19 protein-coding genes are annotated in these 17,251 nt (G+C 49.0%); 9 read left to right on the top strand and 10 right to left on the bottom strand.

Features of this window, described 5'->3' with window-relative positions:
- Window positions 1–34: 34 nt before the first annotated feature.
- Window positions 35–454: a secondary thiamine-phosphate synthase enzyme YjbQ gene (locus Q365_RS0111350; protein ID WP_028023452.1), complete on the bottom strand. Its 420-nt coding sequence runs from the start codon at window positions 452–454 to the stop codon at window positions 35–37.
- A gap of 269 nt (window positions 455–723) precedes the next feature.
- Between Q365_RS0111350 and pgi the strand changes: the two genes are divergently transcribed.
- Window positions 724–2,376, top strand: coding sequence for a glucose-6-phosphate isomerase (pgi, locus tag Q365_RS0111355; protein ID WP_028023453.1), 1,653 nt, complete (start codon window positions 724–726; stop codon window positions 2,374–2,376).
- A gap of 100 nt (window positions 2,377–2,476) precedes the next feature.
- Here pgi and Q365_RS0111360 read toward each other — a convergent pair whose 3' ends face one another.
- The 3 genes from Q365_RS0111360 to Q365_RS0111375 all read right to left on the bottom strand — a co-directional run bounded on the left by Q365_RS0111360 (window position 2,477) and on the right by Q365_RS0111375 (window position 4,207).
- A complete protein-coding gene (locus tag Q365_RS0111360) occupies window positions 2,477–2,938 on the bottom strand; it encodes a chemotaxis protein CheX (RefSeq protein WP_028023454.1) in 462 nt (153 codons plus the stop codon).
- A gap of 17 nt (window positions 2,939–2,955) precedes the next feature.
- Window positions 2,956–3,414, bottom strand: coding sequence for a zinc uptake transcriptional repressor Zur (gene zur / locus Q365_RS0111365; protein ID WP_028023455.1), 459 nt, complete (start codon window positions 3,412–3,414; stop codon window positions 2,956–2,958).
- A gap of 226 nt (window positions 3,415–3,640) precedes the next feature.
- Window positions 3,641–4,207, bottom strand: a complete 567-nt coding sequence (locus tag Q365_RS0111375) for a MarR family winged helix-turn-helix transcriptional regulator (RefSeq protein ID WP_028023456.1) — start codon at window positions 4,205–4,207, stop codon at window positions 3,641–3,643.
- A gap of 115 nt (window positions 4,208–4,322) precedes the next feature.
- Here Q365_RS0111375 and Q365_RS0111380 point away from each other — a divergent pair, with 115 nt between their 5' ends.
- Together Q365_RS0111380 and Q365_RS0111385 are read left to right on the top strand one after the other, a co-directional pair.
- Window positions 4,323–5,060 carry a hypothetical protein gene (locus Q365_RS0111380; RefSeq protein ID WP_028023457.1) on the top strand — a complete coding sequence of 246 codons (738 nt, stop codon included), beginning with the start codon at window positions 4,323–4,325 and terminating at the stop codon, window positions 5,058–5,060.
- 11 nt (window positions 5,061–5,071) lie between these two features.
- Window positions 5,072–5,332, top strand: coding sequence for a DUF2024 family protein (locus tag Q365_RS0111385; protein ID WP_028023458.1), 261 nt, complete (start codon window positions 5,072–5,074; stop codon window positions 5,330–5,332).
- Between the two features lie 95 nt (window positions 5,333–5,427).
- Here the strand turns inward: Q365_RS0111385 and Q365_RS0111390 are convergent, their stop codons facing one another.
- Window positions 5,428–6,393, bottom strand: a complete 966-nt coding sequence (locus Q365_RS0111390) for a porin (protein ID WP_028023459.1) — start codon at window positions 6,391–6,393, stop codon at window positions 5,428–5,430.
- Between the two features lie 570 nt (window positions 6,394–6,963).
- Here Q365_RS0111390 and dusA point away from each other — a divergent pair.
- The 3 genes from dusA to Q365_RS0111410 all read left to right on the top strand — a co-directional run bounded on the left by dusA (window position 6,964) and on the right by Q365_RS0111410 (window position 9,228).
- A complete protein-coding gene (dusA, locus tag Q365_RS0111395) occupies window positions 6,964–7,944 on the top strand; it encodes a tRNA dihydrouridine(20/20a) synthase DusA (protein ID WP_028023460.1) in 981 nt (326 codons plus the stop codon).
- A gap of 202 nt (window positions 7,945–8,146) precedes the next feature.
- A complete protein-coding gene (pspG, locus tag Q365_RS25670; RefSeq protein ID WP_035024868.1) occupies window positions 8,147–8,413 on the top strand; it encodes an envelope stress response protein PspG in 267 nt (88 codons plus the stop codon).
- Between the two features lie 164 nt (window positions 8,414–8,577).
- Window positions 8,578–9,228 (top strand): TIGR04219 family outer membrane beta-barrel protein, encoded by a 651-nt coding sequence (locus Q365_RS0111410; RefSeq protein ID WP_028023461.1) that lies wholly within the window; start codon window positions 8,578–8,580, stop codon window positions 9,226–9,228.
- Window positions 9,229–9,329: 101 nt separating this feature from the next.
- On the opposite strand, the gene Q365_RS0111415 is transcribed toward Q365_RS0111410, so the two are convergent.
- From Q365_RS0111415 to Q365_RS0111430, 4 genes are read right to left on the bottom strand one after another with little or no spacing between them, the layout of a single operon-like run.
- Window positions 9,330–10,118, bottom strand: a complete 789-nt coding sequence (locus Q365_RS0111415; protein WP_028023462.1) for an ABC transporter permease — start codon at window positions 10,116–10,118, stop codon at window positions 9,330–9,332.
- Window positions 10,115–10,843 carry an ATP-binding cassette domain-containing protein gene (locus Q365_RS0111420; RefSeq protein ID WP_028023463.1) on the bottom strand — a complete coding sequence of 243 codons (729 nt, stop codon included), beginning with the start codon at window positions 10,841–10,843 and terminating at the stop codon, window positions 10,115–10,117. Before Q365_RS0111420 ends, Q365_RS0111415 begins: the two co-directional genes overlap by 4 nt.
- A gap of 7 nt (window positions 10,844–10,850) precedes the next feature.
- A complete protein-coding gene (locus Q365_RS0111425) occupies window positions 10,851–11,828 on the bottom strand; it encodes a PQQ-dependent catabolism-associated beta-propeller protein (RefSeq protein ID WP_028023464.1) in 978 nt (325 codons plus the stop codon).
- Between the two features lie 12 nt (window positions 11,829–11,840).
- The gene (locus tag Q365_RS0111430) at window positions 11,841–12,968 is read right to left on the bottom strand and encodes an ABC transporter substrate-binding protein (RefSeq protein ID WP_051563787.1); all 1,128 of its coding nucleotides are present in this window, start codon (window positions 12,966–12,968) and stop codon (window positions 11,841–11,843) included.
- Between the two features lie 298 nt (window positions 12,969–13,266).
- On the opposite strand from Q365_RS0111430, the gene pedF reads away from it, so the two are divergent.
- The 3 genes from pedF to Q365_RS0111450 all read left to right on the top strand — a co-directional run bounded on the left by pedF (window position 13,267) and on the right by Q365_RS0111450 (window position 16,867).
- Entirely contained in the window at window positions 13,267–13,719 is a 453-nt protein-coding gene (pedF, locus tag Q365_RS0111440; protein ID WP_028023466.1) for a cytochrome c-550 PedF, read from the top strand.
- 99 nt (window positions 13,720–13,818) lie between these two features.
- Window positions 13,819–14,967 carry a substrate-binding periplasmic protein gene (locus Q365_RS27175; RefSeq protein ID WP_245621543.1) on the top strand — a complete coding sequence of 383 codons (1,149 nt, stop codon included), beginning with the start codon at window positions 13,819–13,821 and terminating at the stop codon, window positions 14,965–14,967.
- 133 nt (window positions 14,968–15,100) lie between these two features.
- A complete protein-coding gene (locus tag Q365_RS0111450) occupies window positions 15,101–16,867 on the top strand; it encodes a PQQ-dependent methanol/ethanol family dehydrogenase (protein ID WP_028023467.1) in 1,767 nt (588 codons plus the stop codon).
- On the opposite strand, the gene Q365_RS26695 is transcribed toward Q365_RS0111450, so the two are convergent.
- On the bottom strand, window positions 16,848–17,105 hold the full coding sequence (locus tag Q365_RS26695) for a hypothetical protein (RefSeq protein WP_155859005.1): 258 nt from the start codon (window positions 17,103–17,105) through the stop codon (window positions 16,848–16,850). The genes Q365_RS0111450 and Q365_RS26695 overlap by 20 nt on opposite strands.
- Window positions 17,106–17,251 lie beyond the last annotated feature (146 nt).

Here is a 17,251-nt window from a genome sequence, read left to right on the forward strand (position 1 = left end):
TGGCTATTTGTATTCACTTCTTACCCAGAGAAAATCACTCCCCCTGAATCGTCACCACAAGCCTTCGCGATCCCCCGTGATCACGATGTTCCCCCAAATAAACACCTTGCCACGTTCCCAGTGCTAGCCGTCCATTCGTAATGGGAATAGAAACGCTGGAGCCTAGCGTGGAAGATTTGATGTGCGCAGGCATATCATCATCGCCTTCATAAATGTGCTCATAATACGGAGCCCGTTCTGGCACGAAAGCATTAAAGTGCGCTTCCATATCAGTGCGAACACTAGGGTCGGCATTTTCATTGAGAGTAAGGCTAGCAGAGGTGTGCTGTATGAATACGTGCGCGAGACCCACGCTTAATTCTCTTATCTGTGGAAGCTGTTGTTCAATCTCATCGGTGATCAAATGAAAGCCACGAGGTCGAGCGCGAAGGTTGATCGTTTTCTGTGCCCACATTTAAAACACCTCTTGCGGTAAAAATTGGTTAAAGTCACCATCAACAAAATAGGTGCGTCGATGGCTGTGATGCAATCACTGACCTAGCGCAACACTCGCGCCATACAAACATGACAACATGGCGGACTCAGGTTGTTCTGGAATCGAGCGAAACGACATCGTAACATGATGCGATTCTGGGGACCTTGCAACATTCACGGTCTGCCTCTGTAATACGCGGGAGGGTAGTGCCCGCGATATCAGACTCTGTCTACAAAGGAATAATAATTATGTTGAAGTCCATCAATCCGACGCAAACGGCAGCGTGGAAAGCGCTTACCGCACATTTTGAAGATGCGCAGGATTTGACCCTTACTAAATTGTTTGCCAACGACGCGAACCGTTTTGATAAATTCTCTGTGAACTTCGGTGACGATATCCTTCTGGATTACTCGAAAAACCTGATCAGCGAACAAACACTCGATAAATTGTTCGCACTTGCAGACGAAATAGAGCTAAAAACTGCCATTGGTGCAATGTTTGGTGGTGACAAGATCAACCAAACAGAAGACCGCGCAGTGCTGCACACGGCTTTACGCAACCGCAGCAACACGCCGATCATGGTTGATGGCGAAGATGTCATGCCACACGTGAACGCAGTGCTTGAGAAGATGAAAGCCTTCTCTGAGCGCGTGATTGGCGGTGAGTGGAAAGGCTACACCGGCAAAGAAATTACCGACATCGTGAACATCGGTATTGGTGGTTCAGACCTTGGCCCTTACATGGTGTCAGAAGCACTGGCTGCTTACAAAACGCGCCTGAACCTGCACTTTGTGTCTAACGTTGATGGCACCCACATCGCCGAAACGTTGAAAGAGTTGAACCCAGAAACCACCTTGTTCTTGGTAGCGTCTAAAACGTTCACCACCCAAGAAACCATGACCAACGCATTGTCTGCGCGTGATTGGTTCTTGGCGAAAGCAGAAGACCAAGCACACGTGGCGAAACACTTCGCTGCGCTGTCTACTAACGCAAAATCTGTTGCGGAATTCGGTATTGATACCGACAACATGTTTGAGTTCTGGGATTGGGTTGGCGGTCGCTACTCACTGTGGTCTGCAATTGGCCTGTCTATCTGTTTGGCGGTTGGCTACGACAACTTCATCGAGTTGCTGGCTGGCGCGCACGACATGGATAACCACTTCCAACAAGCTCCGTTCTCTGAAAACTTGCCAGTGCTATTGGCATTGATTGGTGTTTGGTACAACAACTTCTATGGCGCAGAGTCAGAAGCAATTTTGCCGTACGACCAATACCTGCACCGCTTTGCTGCGTACTTCCAGCAAGGCAACATGGAATCAAACGGTAAGTATGTTGATCGTGACGGCCTGCCTGTTGATTACCAAACAGGCCCAATCATTTGGGGCGAGCCAGGCACTAACGGTCAGCACGCGTTCTACCAGTTGATTCACCAAGGGACCAAAATCATCCCGTGTGATTTCATTGCACCAGCAATCAGCCACAACCCACTAAGCGACCACCATCCAAAACTGATGGCGAACTTCTTTGCTCAAACGGAAGCGTTGGCATTCGGTAAAACACGCGAGCAAGTGGAAGCTGAATTTGTCGCGGCAGGTAAAACTGCAGCAGAAGTGGCAGAGCTTGTACCGTTTAAAGTGTTCGAAGGTAACCGCCCAACTAACTCTATTTTGGTGAAGCAGATCACCCCTCGCACGCTAGGTAACTTGATTGCGATGTATGAGCACAAGATCTTCGCACAAGGCGTTATCTGGAACATCTTCAGCTTCGATCAGTGGGGCGTAGAGCTAGGTAAACAACTGGCAAACCAAATCTTGCCAGAACTTGCAGATCAAGAAGCCGTTGCAAGCCATGACAGCTCAACCAACGGTTTGATTAACGCGTTCAAACAATGGCGCGCATAATCTTTCTGGTTCAGTAAGAAACAAAAAACGCCGCATTTAGCGGCGTTTTTTTGTCTTCGTGAAAGGCTATTTGAGCAACGCCCCCCATTAAAACACGTGATTAATCGAAGCAAATTTCGATATAAGCGCGACCAAACTCTGAATCAAAAGGCATCAGAATAATTTGACCATCACTTTTATGGGTAATGGTGTGCTCTTTGCCTGAAACAACAATCGGTGTTGCCATTTCGAAGTCAAAACCTTTCTCAGCAAGAATGCGTTTTGCACCGCCAGTTACCATATTGGTGATTTCACCCACCATATCGGTAACATCAGCATCAATAGACGTTGGGCGCTCACCCAGCATACGGCTCATGATTTCCAATGCGAGTTCTTCTTCGAACGTGACAGAAAGAGAGCCTTTAGTCTTAGGACCAACCATACCAATCAAACCTGAAACGTCGCCTTTCGCGATTTCAGTTCTTTTAACTTGTGGCTTCTTTGGCGTAATGTCTAGCTGCGCCATGGTAGTGAGCACGTTAACCAATGAAGACAAAAATGGGTTTACAAATTCAGCGCGCATAATCCTTAATCACCGTCCTACTGCATTTTATGTGTAGCCAACTGGCAAGCGTGGCATGTTCCATGTGTTTCAATTACATGATGGCTCACAACAAAGCCAACGTGATTCGCCTTCTTTTGAAGGGCGTTGGATAGGGTATCTGCATGACACTCTTCTACCGCGCCGCACGAATCACAAATTAGAAGTTGAGAACAATGTTGCTCATGGCCGGGCAGACAGCAAGCAATAAAGCTATTCGTTGACTCAACTTTGTGCACAAAGCCTTGAGAAAGCAAAAAATCGAGCGCTCGGTACACTGTGGGTGGTTTCGCCTGAGGCTCAACCTCTCTTAATACATCCAATAAATCATACGCACTGATCGCGCGCTTACTTTGAATGATAATTTCATATACTCGCTCCCTTTGTGTCGTCAATCGAACACCACGTTGTTCGCATAACGACTGAGCACGGGCAATGAGTTGCGAATGATTGGCCATATGACCTCAAAAATCAGGCTTAAGGCTTCATTCTATCACAGCAAATTAAACGCGCACCCGCTAGGCCGTGATGGGGGTTTATCTTTCATCATTGTAGATGATAGAAATGCATCAAAATGCGCGAAAATGCGTTCTAGCACGTAAAGTTTGCACGTAATTTATCGTTAGGTGGTCATTGGTAGATAGCCAGCCAGTGCGGAAGCATTAACACCGAGCATTATTCGTTTTATTGAATATGCGTGTGCTCACGGCAAATGAGTGTTCCGAAATCCTCAATCAACGTCTCTTTCGTCAGTTCGCAATAAAAGTGTCCATCAGACATCGGTGAGTGAAATTGACATGTTTTACACAGGCCAAAACTCGCTGATTGTGTGCTGCGTTGTATGTCCCGCAACAAGGTTTCCAGCTGTGTTTTTAATTGTGCGCTTCCATCCCCCAGCGTTTCTAGACCTTGCTTCAGAGAAGCCGGAGGAATGGCTTTTTTCGCCACAGCCTCACCCTGAGGCGTCAACACCAAGTGGGAAACACGACGATCGTTCGGATCTTTCTCTTTGGTGAGGTAGCCCTTTGCTTCCAAAAGAGAAATGGATTGCGATGTTGTGCCTTTGGTAATGCCCAAAAACTCGGTTACGGCTGCGGGCGTATCGCTGTATTTGTTACAACGAGACAAATAGTAAATCACCTCAAGATGCACGGGGTGTAGACCATGTTCGACGCCGACGAGTCGCACTTCATTGCGATACAAGGTCGTGATGCGTTCAAGGATGTCACAGATAGGATCGATATCGTTCATGCTCACTTCTTTTTGAAAATGGTTTTTTGTCGAAACTATGTTGACAAGCATAGCAGGATCTCTACACTGATTAAAAGTTTCGATACGAAACCAAATCAAAGAGAAGGAATTTATGATGAAAAAAACTGCACTCGTCTTACTTGCACTTTCGTTCAGTACCTCGGCTATCGCACACCAAGATGTGCATGAAGGTCATATTGTTAGTGACAAGAAAGACGGCATAAGCCCTACGTTCGACATTGTTCATGCAAAAGTCGTTAAGAATGGAACGTCACTGACATTTCAAACAGCCGTTGTTGGAGAGGCTGGAAAGGAGAAACCTGAATCGGTAGGCCAATTAGCGGGCTCCGAAGTGTATAGCTATGTCTGGCCAACCGCGCTTAACTCCGCGGACATTGGTTTTGATAAAGACAAAGGCGTAGTTGCTTTAGCGGTTACAGCGCATCCCGATTTTGACGATACACCACGCTACGACGAAAACCGCGATGGCGATAACGCCAATGACGGCAACGTATGGCATTCTCATTGGGTGGTACTCACCGAGGACAAACTGTGCCCTGGTGGTTTGAAAGTAAGAGATATTCCGAAAGGAGCATCGCCGACGGTGCCTTTGACTTGGCCTGAACTTCCTATTTATATCGATAGCCCCGGCTATGAACCGCACTTCGCGAAAACGGAGTTAACCGTCGACGTGCCAACCAAAGATATTCAATTCAAAGACAACTTTAATTTTGATGCCGTTACCGCTGTGCTCAAGGTCAATGATAGCGTGCACAACCCGCTGCTTTGTGTCACAGGTGTGGATGACATTGCCTCGGGCGATTTGTCATTGCCCGGCGTTGTGAAAAGGTAAGGAGAGAGAATATGGCGATACATGTTTACGACACTTACGCGACAGCATCTTCAGGCAAAATCCTGCATTTCGATGTGTTGATGAGAACAAAAGATGACGATCTTGCGGTGAAATACGCCAAAGCATGGTTGGCAGAGATTGGTGAGGCTGACGCCACAGTGAAATCCGGAAATTGCGCATTTTGCCACACCACGGCAGATCTCCCGCAATATGACCAAGCGTTTAGCCAGAAAGGTTATGCCATCTATAAATTGGAAGGGTGCCCAGACTAGGCAGAGAACAAAAGCGAGTTGAATAAAAAATCCCTGAGCCAGACTCAGGGATTTTTGTGCTTCAAACGGGTTACCCGTTTAGAGCCTTGACAAGATTATAGGTAGTAACGTACGCCCAGTTTCCACTGGTTGTTGTCTTCCTCAGAGCCATCTAGACCAAACTGGTAACCACCAAAACCCACGAAGGTTTGAGTGAACTTGTATTCAGCTTGAAGTGCCGCTGTTTCATAAACAGAGCTGTCTTTTTTCTCGTCGGTCACAGACTCGTAGTTCGCGATTAGGTTTACACCGTTGCTCAGTGCGTAGCCTGCCAGAAACTCCATCGCGTTGGTTTCTGCTAGATCCTGAATCATGTACTCACCCATTGAGTAAGCTCCTGAAACATAGAGACCTTTACCCCATGATCCGTAGCTTGCGCTGACGATGTGTGATTCAGCAACGATAGTACCTACATCACCCGTGGTGAAGGCGTAATTAACAGCGAATGCTGAGATGTTGTAGCTGATGGCTGCCTGCAGACGCGCTTCATAGTCGTCATGCGCGCCTTGCCAGCCGCCAGACAGTGTCAAAGCTTGAGACTCACCCAGTGCCAGCGTGTTGGTGTAGCTCACCATCTTGTCAGCACGGCCAGTGCCCAGATTGGCGTGGTCGCTGTAGGTGAAATCGTTAGCGAAAGCGATAGGTTTGTCAGTGGTTGCAACTGCATTGTAGTAAGGTGCCCACTGGGTACCCACAACCACACGGCCAGCGTCTTCGTGGGTCAGACCAACGTAGCCAAGACGAGTAGTGAATGCATTTTCACTGTTGGTCAAGTAGTTCAGCGCCCACTCACCTTTTGCATCAGCAACGAAACCATTGCCCATGTCTTGAGTTGCGTTGAAGTTTAAACGTGGTGATGCAGAGATAACTTCTAGCTCACCTTTTTCTGAATCGCTCAGTGCGACAGACACGTGACCGCCGATCGCGAATGTAGAGCCGTCTGCATTATAAAGCTCGACTGCAACCGCTTGAGATGTGAAAACAGAAGTGGCGATAGCAATAGCGAGTAGTTTCTTATTCATTGTTTTTATTCCGTATAATTAATCGTCTGTTAGGTCCAAAACAGCTCAAAAGCGTCAAAGTTGCTCATGATTTGTTAACAGGTTCGCATCGAATGTATGCCATAACTGACTGATTTAACTCATAAAACAATGTAAAGGAATGAAAAATATCCTGAATTCATTACCTTTCAATGGGTTGCAATGAACTGAGTAGCGCTAAATTTATTCTGTCACTCGTGTTTTTTATTTGTTTCACATTAGTTGTTTGGGTTGCGTAAAGACTGCAATCAAACTGCGATGGAGTAGAGCTTTGTGTGAAAATGATGACGAAGTGCTACATGATGTTTTGCGATTGGTCTTGCTGGTTTTGACGATTTTGACGGAGAGATAAATTTACGCTGACTAAATTTGAAGCGCTTGATGGCGGTATGTATAATCCCGCCTCCCAAGCTCGCACGCTCTTTTCGTGTCCCCTGTTTTGTCCCTTGGGGGACATTTTGGGGACAAAAAGCGAGTCACCATTGAGATTTATTTTTCTTCGCTATAGTGGAATGTATAGCTAAGACGCTGAAATTTAGTGAGAAATTAACTATGTATCCTACTGCCCGCTTTTCTGTCGCTCCGATGCTGGATTGGACTGACCGTCATTGCCGTTACTTCCACCGTATTTTGTCGAAGAATGCGTTGCTCTATACCGAGATGGTGACAACGGGCGCGATCATTCATGGCAAAGGCGACTTCTTGCTGTTCAACGAAGAAGAGCACCCTGTTGCGTTGCAGTTGGGCGGTTCAAACCCAGCAGATCTGGCGACCTGTGCCAAGTTGGCGGTTGAGCGTGGCTACGACGAAATTAACCTGAATGTCGGCTGTCCATCAGATCGCGTGCAGAACGGCCGTTTTGGTGCGTGCTTGATGGGTGAAGCTGAATTGGTGGCGCAGTGTGTGTCAGCAATGAAAGAAGTGGTGGATATTCCCGTTACGGTGAAAACCCGCATTGGTATCGATGACCAAGACAGCTACGAGTTCTTGGTGGATTTCGTGCGCACGGTTAACGAGAAATCAGGCTGTGATAATTTCACGATCCACGCGCGTAAAGCGTGGCTTTCTGGCCTGAGTCCGAAAGAAAACCGTGAAATTCCGCCTTTGGATTACCCGCGTGTTTACCAATTGAAGAAAGATTTCCCGCACCTGACCATGGGCATTAATGGTGGCATTAAATCCCTTGATGAAGCGGAAGAGCACCTGAAATTTATGGACGGTGTGATGATTGGCCGCGAAGCGTACCAAAGCCCGTACATGCTGGCTGAAGTGGATAACCGTTTGTTTGGTGGCAATGCGCCAATCATTAAACGCAGCGATGCGGTGAAAGCGATGTTCCCATATATCGAAGAGCAACTGAGCAAAGGTTCTTACCTTAACCACATCAGTCGTCACATGCTGGGCATGTTCCAAAATATGCCGGGTGCGCGTCAATGGCGTCGTTACATCAGTGAAAACGCACACAAGCCGGGATCTGGCGTGGAAGTGCTTGAAGCTGCATTGGCGAAAATCCCTGCCGAATTGAACGTATAAACACACAGTTATTATGAAATAACATGTGGTTAAAAATACCGCATAAGTTGGTGTGATTTACCAAATATTCGAAGGCGTTATCCATTATGGATAACGCCTTTTTTATTATCTATATGATAAATATAGATAATAAAAGTTGGCCTGCTTCATGCAATACCGATATCAGTATAAGAAAAGTCACTGAGTACCTTAGGAGGGTCTGATGATTGAGTTTCTATTTCTGGTGGGATTCACCATTGCATTGTTAGCTACAGGGATCAGCTTTATCGGTGTGATTGCGGCGATGGTTGTTGGTTTTGTCGTCATGGCGTTGGCCGGTATGATCGGATTAGTGTTTAAGATGCTGCCGTGGATCCTCTTGATTGCCGTTGTGATTTGGTTGCTGAAAGGGCGTGATAAAACGGCACAAAATGCCCGTGATTACTGCTACAAACGCTCACGCCGTAATGCAAGAGCGCGTAGATACTAAGTGATACTGTGCATGAAAATGAGGGGGTATACCCCCTTATTGTTGTCTAGGTTTATATTGATGATTCCGCATAAAAATCCGGCAGTTTGTGCGGAATTTTTGTATCAGTTTTGCTATAGTGCTCGCAAACCATAAACCGAAAAATGTTAGGCGGAGCCCTTTCAATGAAAAAACTAAACCTTTCTCTTGCTGCTCTGGCAGTGGCCGCTACTGTAGCGATGCCAGCACAAGCTGCTGTGCTTTTAGGTGCTAAAGCCGGTGTTGATGCTTGGTATGCTGATGCGAAAATCAACGATGTGCGTGCCGATGATACAAGTGTTCAGGGCTCTTACTACGTGGCATTTGAGCACTTTATCCCATTGGTTCCTAACGCGAAAATTCGTTACACCGGTGTGGATTCTAAAGGTGCAAACACCCCGAACGTTGATTTCACTCAGTATGATCTGATTGCTTACTACGAAATTCTGGACAACGATCTGATCTCTTTCGATATCGGTCTGAACCTGCAGAAATTTGATGGCAACTTTGGTGTTCACCAGTTCGATGAGTGGCAGCCAGCGGTATACAGTGACGTACGTTTAGGTATTCCTGCAACGCCAGTGTCACTGTTCGGTACCTTTAGCTTTGGTAGCTACGATGAAACCAGCACAGTAGATGCAGAAGCTGGTGTATTGTTTACCCTAGGTCTTGTTGCTGCAGATCTGAACTTTAAAGCGGGTTACCGCGTTCAAGATTACGACTTCAACTACTTCGGCGCAAACAACGGCAAGTTCATGAACGATGGCTTCTTCGGTGGCGTTGAACTGAACTTCTAATCGTCTTAAGCGATGAAGAATTGAAAACCGCGCATCGGCGCGGTTTTTTTGTGTCTGTATATTGGCGTTTTGGCCTTTGAATGTCCTCTGTATTTCTCTCTCTATTTCTTTCCCTTACCCTGATCTCGCGTGGGCTGAAAACCTGCCACGGCCAAGGCCACAAATACCAAGGTACATCCAAGCACCACCAGCAATGCCGTGACATTGAGTTGTTGGTACAACGCAAATCGAATCAATTCCACGCCAAAGGTGAAAGGGTTGAACCGGCAGAGATCGTAGAGCCAGACGCTAGCTTCTTGCATTTTCCACAGTGGGTAGAGCGCTGAGGAAAGAAAAAACATGGGAAAGATGACGAAGTTCATTACGCCTGCGAAATTCTCCAACTGGCGAATGCGCGAGGCAATGACAATTCCTAGCGCACTGAGCATCAAGGCTGTGAGAAACAGCGCAGGAATGGCCATAACATAGCCCATGGGTGCCAATGGTCTGTCGTACAACGCCGCAATAACCAGAAAAGCCCCTACCTGAAGTACGCTCACCAACGCGCTGGCGATTTGTTTAGACAGCAACAAAAATGGCCTTGGTAACGGGCTAGTGAGCAGCACTTTTATGCTGCCCATCTCTCTGTCGTACACAATAGACAAAGAGCTTTGCATGCCGTTGAACAGCAAGATCATGGCGCACAGCCCAGGGAGAATATACTCCTCATAATTGATGTACGTGGCGTAGGGCTCCATGATGGCAATGCCAAGCGCGGCGCGAAATCCAGCAGCAAACACCACCAGCCAAAGCAGTGGCCTGACAAGGCTAGCGGCAAAGCGTGCCCGCTGCGAAAAAAACCGCAACCACTCGCGATAGCATATTCCGACAAAGGCGTACCAATAGGTCACTGGGCTGTCTCCGAGTTTTCATTGTCGCTGGTCAATGCAGCAAAGACTTTCGCCAATGTGGGGTGTTGGTGCAGGGTACGCAGCGTGCTGGCTCTGTTGTGTGCCTGCAATTTGCCGCGATGAAGGATCAGCACATCGTCATCGTCATCCACTTCTTCGATTAAGTGGGTCGCCCAAAGTACGCACAATGGTTGCTGTTCACACAAGGCGCGCACGGCATCAGACAAGGACTTTCGCGCTTTGGGATCAAGCCCGCTGGTGGGTTCATCGAGCAGCAATATGGCTGGTGAGTGCATCAAAGCACGCACCAATTCAGTTCGACGGCGATGTCCGCCATTTAAAGAGCGCACCTTGTCATGCAGGCGATCTGACAAAGAAAAGTGCGCCAGTAACGGCTCGGCTTTACGCATGCTCTGCGCTTTACTGAACCCATGCAGCGCCCCGTAATAACTGAGGTTTTGCGCCACGGTGAGATCCATATCCAGCGTGCTTTGCTGAAACACCACCCCCAGTTTTGCCATGGTTTTTCTGCTCGGGGTTTGTTCAAGCAACTTGATGTCGCCTTGCTGACTCGGGGTGAGCTGAGTCAGCAAGGAAAACAGGGTACTTTTCCCTGCGCCATTCGGGCCTAGCAACATGTGCAAACCCTGTCCGAGGGACAGGGTAATATCATTGAGGGCAAGGCGCGAACCGTAGTGATGAGTGAGCGCGCTAACATCAATCATGGCGATATCAATTCGCCTCCTGAACCGCAACCCCCCATGGGTAGCGACCCACTTTGACGGTTTTCAGCACTTTTCGGTTTGGCACATCAATAATGGACACATCGCCACTGACGCCATTGGTCGCGAGCAGTTTGTCTTGTGCGCCATTGAAGGCCATTTGCCAAACACGGCGGCCGACCAGTAGGTAATCTTCCACTTCCAAGGTATCCGTGTTTACCACGGCAACATGGTTTGCAGGGCCTAAGGCGACAAACGCGGTGCTGCCGTCAGCGGTTATGCGGACACCAACAGGTTGGACTTTGTCTTTGTGAACACCTTTTGGCGCGAAGTTGATTTTCTTGGTGATGGCTTTCGTGTCGGTATCAATAACTGATACCGTGCCGCCGATTTCCGCGCTGACCCAAAGTTGTTTACCATCAGGCGTAAACTCGGCATAGCGAGGACGCGTATCCACCAAGGTGTTGTTCACCATGGTGTGAGTGTCTGTTTCTATCCAGTGAACCATGTTGGAGGTTTCGGAAGTAATGATGGCCATTTTGCCATCGGGACTCACTGCAACACCTTCTGGCTCTACACCCACTTCCACTTGTGTCACCACGCTAGCGCTCGGAATGTCGACCACGGTCATCAAGGCATCGTCTTCGTTAGCGATGTAAAGACGCTTCCCGTCGGGATGCAATGCGAACAGCTCGGGGTCTTCCCCTGATGGCAGCTCACCGACAAGGGTGTTGGTAGTGAGATCGAGCACCTGCACAGTGTCAGACTCACTGGCACAGATATACAGTTTCGTGCCGTCTTTGCTTACTTCAATCCCACGAGGGCGATCGCCCACATCGATCGTGTTAACCACTTCCATGGTATCCATATCAATCACACTGAGGGTGTCATCTTTCTCGTTCGCGACATAAGCCAGCTCTTTCGCCACGGTTGGCGCAGCGAATAGCGAGATGAACGCGAGCGTCAGTAGAGTGCGAGTTACTGTCATAACAAAGTGTCCTTATGAGTTATTGGTAGGCTGGAATACACGGCATTGGCTTTGTGCTTGATCGACGCCGAGAGAGTCCAGTTCATTTCGTGGGTGCAAAAAGCCCTCAAAGGGAGCGGAAGCAACCAGTGCTTGCGCATCAAAAAGGGGAACTGTTTGACGAAGTTGCCCATTCCATGGACGGTAAGTGAGTTTGCGGCCTTTGTAAGCCGCAAGCTGAAACTGAGGGCCAAGGATAAATGGCCCTAACACAGAAGGATCGGCGGTGTTGGACACCGTCACTGATTCATTGATGGAACGAATTGCCACCCATGCTGCATAGTCTTTGGCACTCATAGGGCGTGAGAATAATTCGTTGAAGCGGTTTTGTAGCTGCACCGCGCCCCATTGTTCAATCACATAATGCCAGCCATCGGCTCGCAAACCGTGGGTGCCAACTACAGGGCGAGGCAGCCAAGTATTGTAGGGAAGGTGTTGGCCGAATAGGTTGCTTTCATCAATCACCCACACCACGTCATAGTCGCTGGCTTGGGTAAACACGGGCAATTCTGCCGACGCGGTACGGCGAAGGTCGGTATCAAAATCCCAAATTTTTTCGGCCACAACCTTGTGGTTGAATTTGTTCAGAGTGCGTTTTACAGCAGCTAAAAACGCATCATCCTCGGGCGTGGTGCCAGAGACTAAAAAGACGCGATTGAGCCGACGCACTCTCAGCCACTGAGCGATGGCATCGGCGCGCATGCTGTAACTAAGTGCGGTATGTAAGGTGTTTGGCACGCAAGTGGAAGTGCGCAACGCATCGTCTTGATTGCCGATATTCAGTAACACGGCGTCGTCCGGCAGAACTTGGCGTAAGGCAACAAGCGACGGCGTGTCGATATCAGTTAAGAAAAAGCGCACGCCATCTTGATACCACTGTTTAGCGGCGGTATTGAGTTGGTTGTTATCAGCATTTGTTTCAACGCGAAGCGAATACTTCTGACCGAGAAATTTCCCCGTGCCATTGGCATCACTGATCGACAATGTTGCCCCTGCTTCCCCATTGTTTTCGGGTTCTCTGAGATAAATAGGTGCGGAAGTTGCGGTATCGACGGGCTGTCTTAGTAGGCCAATGTCGACGTTGACAGTGGCGTGTGACATAAAGGAAAACAGTAAAACTATCAGCGATATAAAACGCCATGCCCACTGCGTGTTAATGCTTGCATCATGTCTATCCATTGACTGAATCACTCCGTATCAAACTTCGATATGACTGTAAGCAGTGTGGTCGCCTTTTTCCAAAAAAAGGGTCTCTGTTTTAAAAAAATCCTCCCAAAGAATGAGAAATATCCCCGCTTTTGTAGCATGTTCGCAACGCATCGCGGCTCCTACACTTCTCCCTGTAACGAATAAAGCGTGTTTCTAAAAACGTACTGGTTGAAAGAGGAGTTAGCGCAACATGGAAAAGGTTGAACGCAATATTTGCATCGTCACCGCCGTCGCTCTGGTAGCGGCTCTTGGGTCACAACTCGTTTTCGCTCATGGGGATGTCACCCCGCAATCTATCGATACTTCAAGCATTCCCGTTCTGGGCTCGGAATGGACTGAGACCAATCCTTATCGCGAACAAACGGGCGATGTACGGGGCGAAATTGAGCGCATCGGGGCATCGGCCTACAACCAAAACTGCGCACGTTGCCATGGCCTAGAAGGGATCTCTGGCGGCATCGCACCCGATCTTCGCTTGTTGTCGCCCGATTACGATGGCGATGAGTGGTATATCTACCGCGTGCAAAACGGCGCCGTGCGAAATGGGGCGGTTTACATGCCGAAAATGACTGAGCATCTCAACCAAGAAGCCTTGTGGGCGATTCGTACTTGGCTTGAGTCTGTGGCGCCGGAAAACGGCTAACAGGAGGCGATGATGATCCTATTTGGTCAGGTCACTGCCATGCGATTGCGATTACGAATGCGGGTACGCACTTTTTTCTCAACACTGCTCGCGGCATGGATGCTGCAGGCAGGGCCTTCTTTTGCGCTTTCCTATGACGACATTCAGGCGAAGGGGGAGATAACCATTGCCGTTTATCGCGACTTCCCGCCGTATTCGTTTGTCGATGAAAACGGGGTGCCCGCAGGGGTTGATATTGAGCTGGCTAATGCCTTGGCAAAAGGCTTGGGAGTGACATTGAACCTGCAATGGATGACACCGGATGAAACGGTGGAAGACGACATGCGCAACTATTTGTGGAAGGGCATGAACCTGACCAGCGAAGACGGTCGTCGTGTCAAAGCCGATGTGATGATGCGAGTGCCTTATGACAGACAGTTTGCGATGCAGCGTGACGACCTTGGGTTACCGGCGCACGAGCTGGTTCATATGTTTGCCCCGTATCAGGAAGAGCGTTGGTTGCTGGCGTATGACGCAAACCAGCTTGATCGGCCTCAAACTGCCGCCCGCTTTATGTATCATCCCGTCGGCGTAGAAGTGGATACCGTGCCGCAGGTCTATTTGACCACGGCATTCGGTGGGCGCTTTCGTGACAATAGCCGAACATTTCCTTCCGTAGGGGATGCATTTTCCGCGCTGACGGAAGGCGAGGTTGGCATGGTGCTGGGGATGAGTTCGCAGCTGCAATGGCTGAATCATATCGTAGCACCTTCGACTTCACGCCTTGTCGATCAACCAAAGCTCAATCAACCAAGCATCAATCAACCAAGCATCAATCAAGCAAGCATCAATCAACCAAGCCTCAATCGACAACGTTCAGATCAACAACGTTCAGATCAACAACGTCCAAATCAAAAGCATCCCACCCATAACAATGCGTCATCAGACGCCCAACTCGTTGCGCTATCTAGCGATGCTCGAGCAAGCAATGCTCACGTTAGCAACATGCAACTCACCGAACTGGCGTTCCCTTTACTCGGTCGAGCCAAGTGGGAACTCGGTATCGCAGTACACACAAATTACCGTCAATTGGCTTATGCACTGGAAGACATCGTGGTCGAGCACATACAAAACGGCGATGTTTTGCGTTGGGGTGAAAAGTACGGACTTCGCTATCAATTGCCGAGCCGTTATTTGCCTGAACCAGAAAACGACGTCGCAGAGAGCACGTCGCCACAAGCGAGCAATACGGTGGCAAATGTTCCCTGAGGTGTCGTGACGACATGACATTTCGCGCCTGCTGTTCTGTCTCATAGACAGTGCCCATCAGCGGCAACAATAGGCATGACAAAAACCACACGACAAGCTTACCCAAGTAGTGAACCAACAATGAGGTATTCCCATGACAGCAAAGTCATTTAAACGCTGCGGCATGTATGCTGCGCTCTCATTCGCGTTAACCGCCATGCCGGTTTATGCGGGTGTCACGGACGAAGACATCCTCGCCGATCAGGAAACCACTGAGGATATAGTGACTTATGGTCTCGGGCTTCGAGGGCAGCGTTACAGTCCCATGGACGCCATTAACCGCGACACGGTAAAAGAAATCCGTCCTGTTTGGGCATTCTCACTCGGCGGAGAGAAACAACGCGGGCAAGAAAGCCAGCCAATGGTCAAAGATGGTGTCATGTACGTGACGGGTTCGTATTCTCGCGTGTATGCCATCGATGTAAATACCGGTGATGAACTTTGGCAATATGACGCCCGCTTGCCTGACGGCATCATGCCGTGTTGTGACGTGATCAATCGTGGCGTTGCCTTGTATGACGATTTGGTGATTTTCGGCACATTGGACGCCAAACTTGTCGCGTTAGATGCAAAAACAGGCAAAGTGCGTTGGAAGAAAACCGTGGATAACTACCAAGACGGTTACTCGATCACCGCTGCGCCCATTATTGTGAAAGGCAATGTTATTACTGGTGTGTCGGGTGGCGAATTCGGGATTGTAGGACGAGTACGAGCGTATGATGCGAAGACAGGTAAGTTGGTGTGGGAACGCCCAACGGTTGAAGGGCACATGGGCTACGTCTACAAAGACGGAAAGAAAATCGAAAACGGGATTTCGGGTGGAAAGCCGGGACAAACATGGCCAGCTGATCTCTGGAAAAGCGGTGGCGCAGCGCCGTGGCTAGGCGGCACGTACGATCCTGATACCGATTTGCTGTTCTTTGGTACAGGTAACCCTGCGCCTTGGAATTCACACATGCGTCCGGGGGATAACCTTTTCTCTTCATCTCGTCTTGCGATAGACCCTGATGACGGAAAAATTGTGTGGCATTTCCAGACCACGCCACACGATGGCTGGGATTTTGATGGCGTCAACGAACTCATTTCCTTCGATTACACTGAAAACGGCAAGCAAATCAAAGCGGCGGCGACGGCCGATCGAAACGGCTTTTTCTACGTGCTGAATCGCACCAATGGTGAATTCATTCGTGGCTTCCCATTCGTCAACAAGATCAGCTGGGCAAAAGGGCTCGATGATAAAGGGCGACCTCAGTACGTTGCCGAGAACCGTCCGGGGGATCCCAATGATGTCAAAGACGGTAAGCAAGGCGAGACGGTGGTTGCGGTACCGTCTTTCTTAGGCGGGAAAAACTGGATGCCGATGGCGTATAGCCAAAAGTCAGGCTTGTTCTATGTGCCAGCAAACGAATGGCAAATGGACATTTGGAATGAGCCGGTCGCGTACAAAAAAGGCGCGGCTTACCTTGGTGCCGGCTTTACCATTAAGGCCTTGAATGAAGAATATATTGGCGTGCTGCGTGCATACGATCCGAAAACCGGTGAGCGCGTGTGGGAATACAAAAACTACGCGCCATTGTGGGGCGGTGTGCTAACCACAGCAGGTGGTTTGGTCTTCACGGGTAACCCTGAAGGCTACTTGCTAGCGCTGGACGATAAAACCGGTGAGGTGCTCTACAAGTTCAACACAGGATCCGGCATTGTCGGTAGCCCAGTCACCTGGGAAATGGACGGTGAGCAATACATTTCCGTCTTGTCCGGCTGGGGTGGCGCAGTGCCGCTGTGGGGCGGCGATGTGGCAAAACGCGTGAAGAACTTCAACCAAGGCGGCATGGTATGGACCTTTAAGCTGCCAAAAAGCTAATCTCGCGTACTGATTTCCTTGGGAAATCCCCCTCACGAATACGATGGGTATTTGTGTAGATATCAATAAGTGCCGAGTAAATGCCGAGCGAAAGCTCGGCATTTTTGTGTCTAAGGTCGCCATCAAGACTGAGGTGGCTTGTATTGAAATCGTGACAGACAGCGCCTGCTGAGCAGCCAATACTCGGGTATAGGCGCGTAAATTTATTGGCGGATGACGTTTCATCCTCACTCCTCATCTCCCTCCAAAGTATGAGATTTTGCCGACCATGGGGCGATGGAGAGATCCTGTGAGAGTTTCATACTCTATCCATAACGCCTGACATGTTTCGAAAGACATATTTCGTAAGGGCATGTCAGGGACGACACAGGGACAATCGCCAAT

It is taken from the genome of Enterovibrio calviensis DSM 14347 (assembly GCF_000621165.1).
GTDB classification, from domain to species: Bacteria; Pseudomonadota; Gammaproteobacteria; order Enterobacterales; family Vibrionaceae; genus Enterovibrio; species Enterovibrio calviensis.

Coding starts and splice junctions, on each gene's coding strand:
- Q365_RS0111390 (WP_028023459.1), bottom strand. CDS start 6,393: ATGAATAAGAAACTACTCGCTATTGCTATCGCCACTTCTGTTTTCACA.
- pedF (WP_028023466.1), top strand. CDS start 13,267: ATGGAAAAGGTTGAACGCAATATTTGCATCGTCACCGCCGTCGCTCTG.
- Q365_RS0111430 (WP_051563787.1), bottom strand. CDS start 12,968: ATGTCACACGCCACTGTCAACGTCGACATTGGCCTACTAAGACAGCCC.
- Q365_RS26695 (WP_155859005.1), bottom strand. CDS start 17,105: ATGAGGAGTGAGGATGAAACGTCATCCGCCAATAAATTTACGCGCCTA.
- Q365_RS0111385 (WP_028023458.1), top strand. CDS start 5,072: ATGGCGATACATGTTTACGACACTTACGCGACAGCATCTTCAGGCAAA.
- zur (WP_028023455.1), bottom strand. CDS start 3,414: ATGGCCAATCATTCGCAACTCATTGCCCGTGCTCAGTCGTTATGCGAA.
- Q365_RS0111380 (WP_028023457.1), top strand. CDS start 4,323: ATGAAAAAAACTGCACTCGTCTTACTTGCACTTTCGTTCAGTACCTCG.
- Q365_RS0111350 (WP_028023452.1), bottom strand. CDS start 454: ATGTGGGCACAGAAAACGATCAACCTTCGCGCTCGACCTCGTGGCTTT.
- Q365_RS0111360 (WP_028023454.1), bottom strand. CDS start 2,938: ATGCGCGCTGAATTTGTAAACCCATTTTTGTCTTCATTGGTTAACGTG.
- dusA (WP_028023460.1), top strand. CDS start 6,964: ATGTATCCTACTGCCCGCTTTTCTGTCGCTCCGATGCTGGATTGGACT.
- pspG (WP_035024868.1), top strand. CDS start 8,147: ATGATTGAGTTTCTATTTCTGGTGGGATTCACCATTGCATTGTTAGCT.
- Q365_RS0111450 (WP_028023467.1), top strand. CDS start 15,101: ATGACAGCAAAGTCATTTAAACGCTGCGGCATGTATGCTGCGCTCTCA.
- Q365_RS0111375 (WP_028023456.1), bottom strand. CDS start 4,207: ATGAACGATATCGATCCTATCTGTGACATCCTTGAACGCATCACGACC.
- Q365_RS0111425 (WP_028023464.1), bottom strand. CDS start 11,828: ATGACAGTAACTCGCACTCTACTGACGCTCGCGTTCATCTCGCTATTC.
- Q365_RS0111420 (WP_028023463.1), bottom strand. CDS start 10,843: ATGATTGATGTTAGCGCGCTCACTCATCACTACGGTTCGCGCCTTGCC.
- Q365_RS27175 (WP_245621543.1), top strand. CDS start 13,819: ATGCTGCAGGCAGGGCCTTCTTTTGCGCTTTCCTATGACGACATTCAG.
- Q365_RS0111410 (WP_028023461.1), top strand. CDS start 8,578: ATGAAAAAACTAAACCTTTCTCTTGCTGCTCTGGCAGTGGCCGCTACT.
- pgi (WP_028023453.1), top strand. CDS start 724: ATGTTGAAGTCCATCAATCCGACGCAAACGGCAGCGTGGAAAGCGCTT.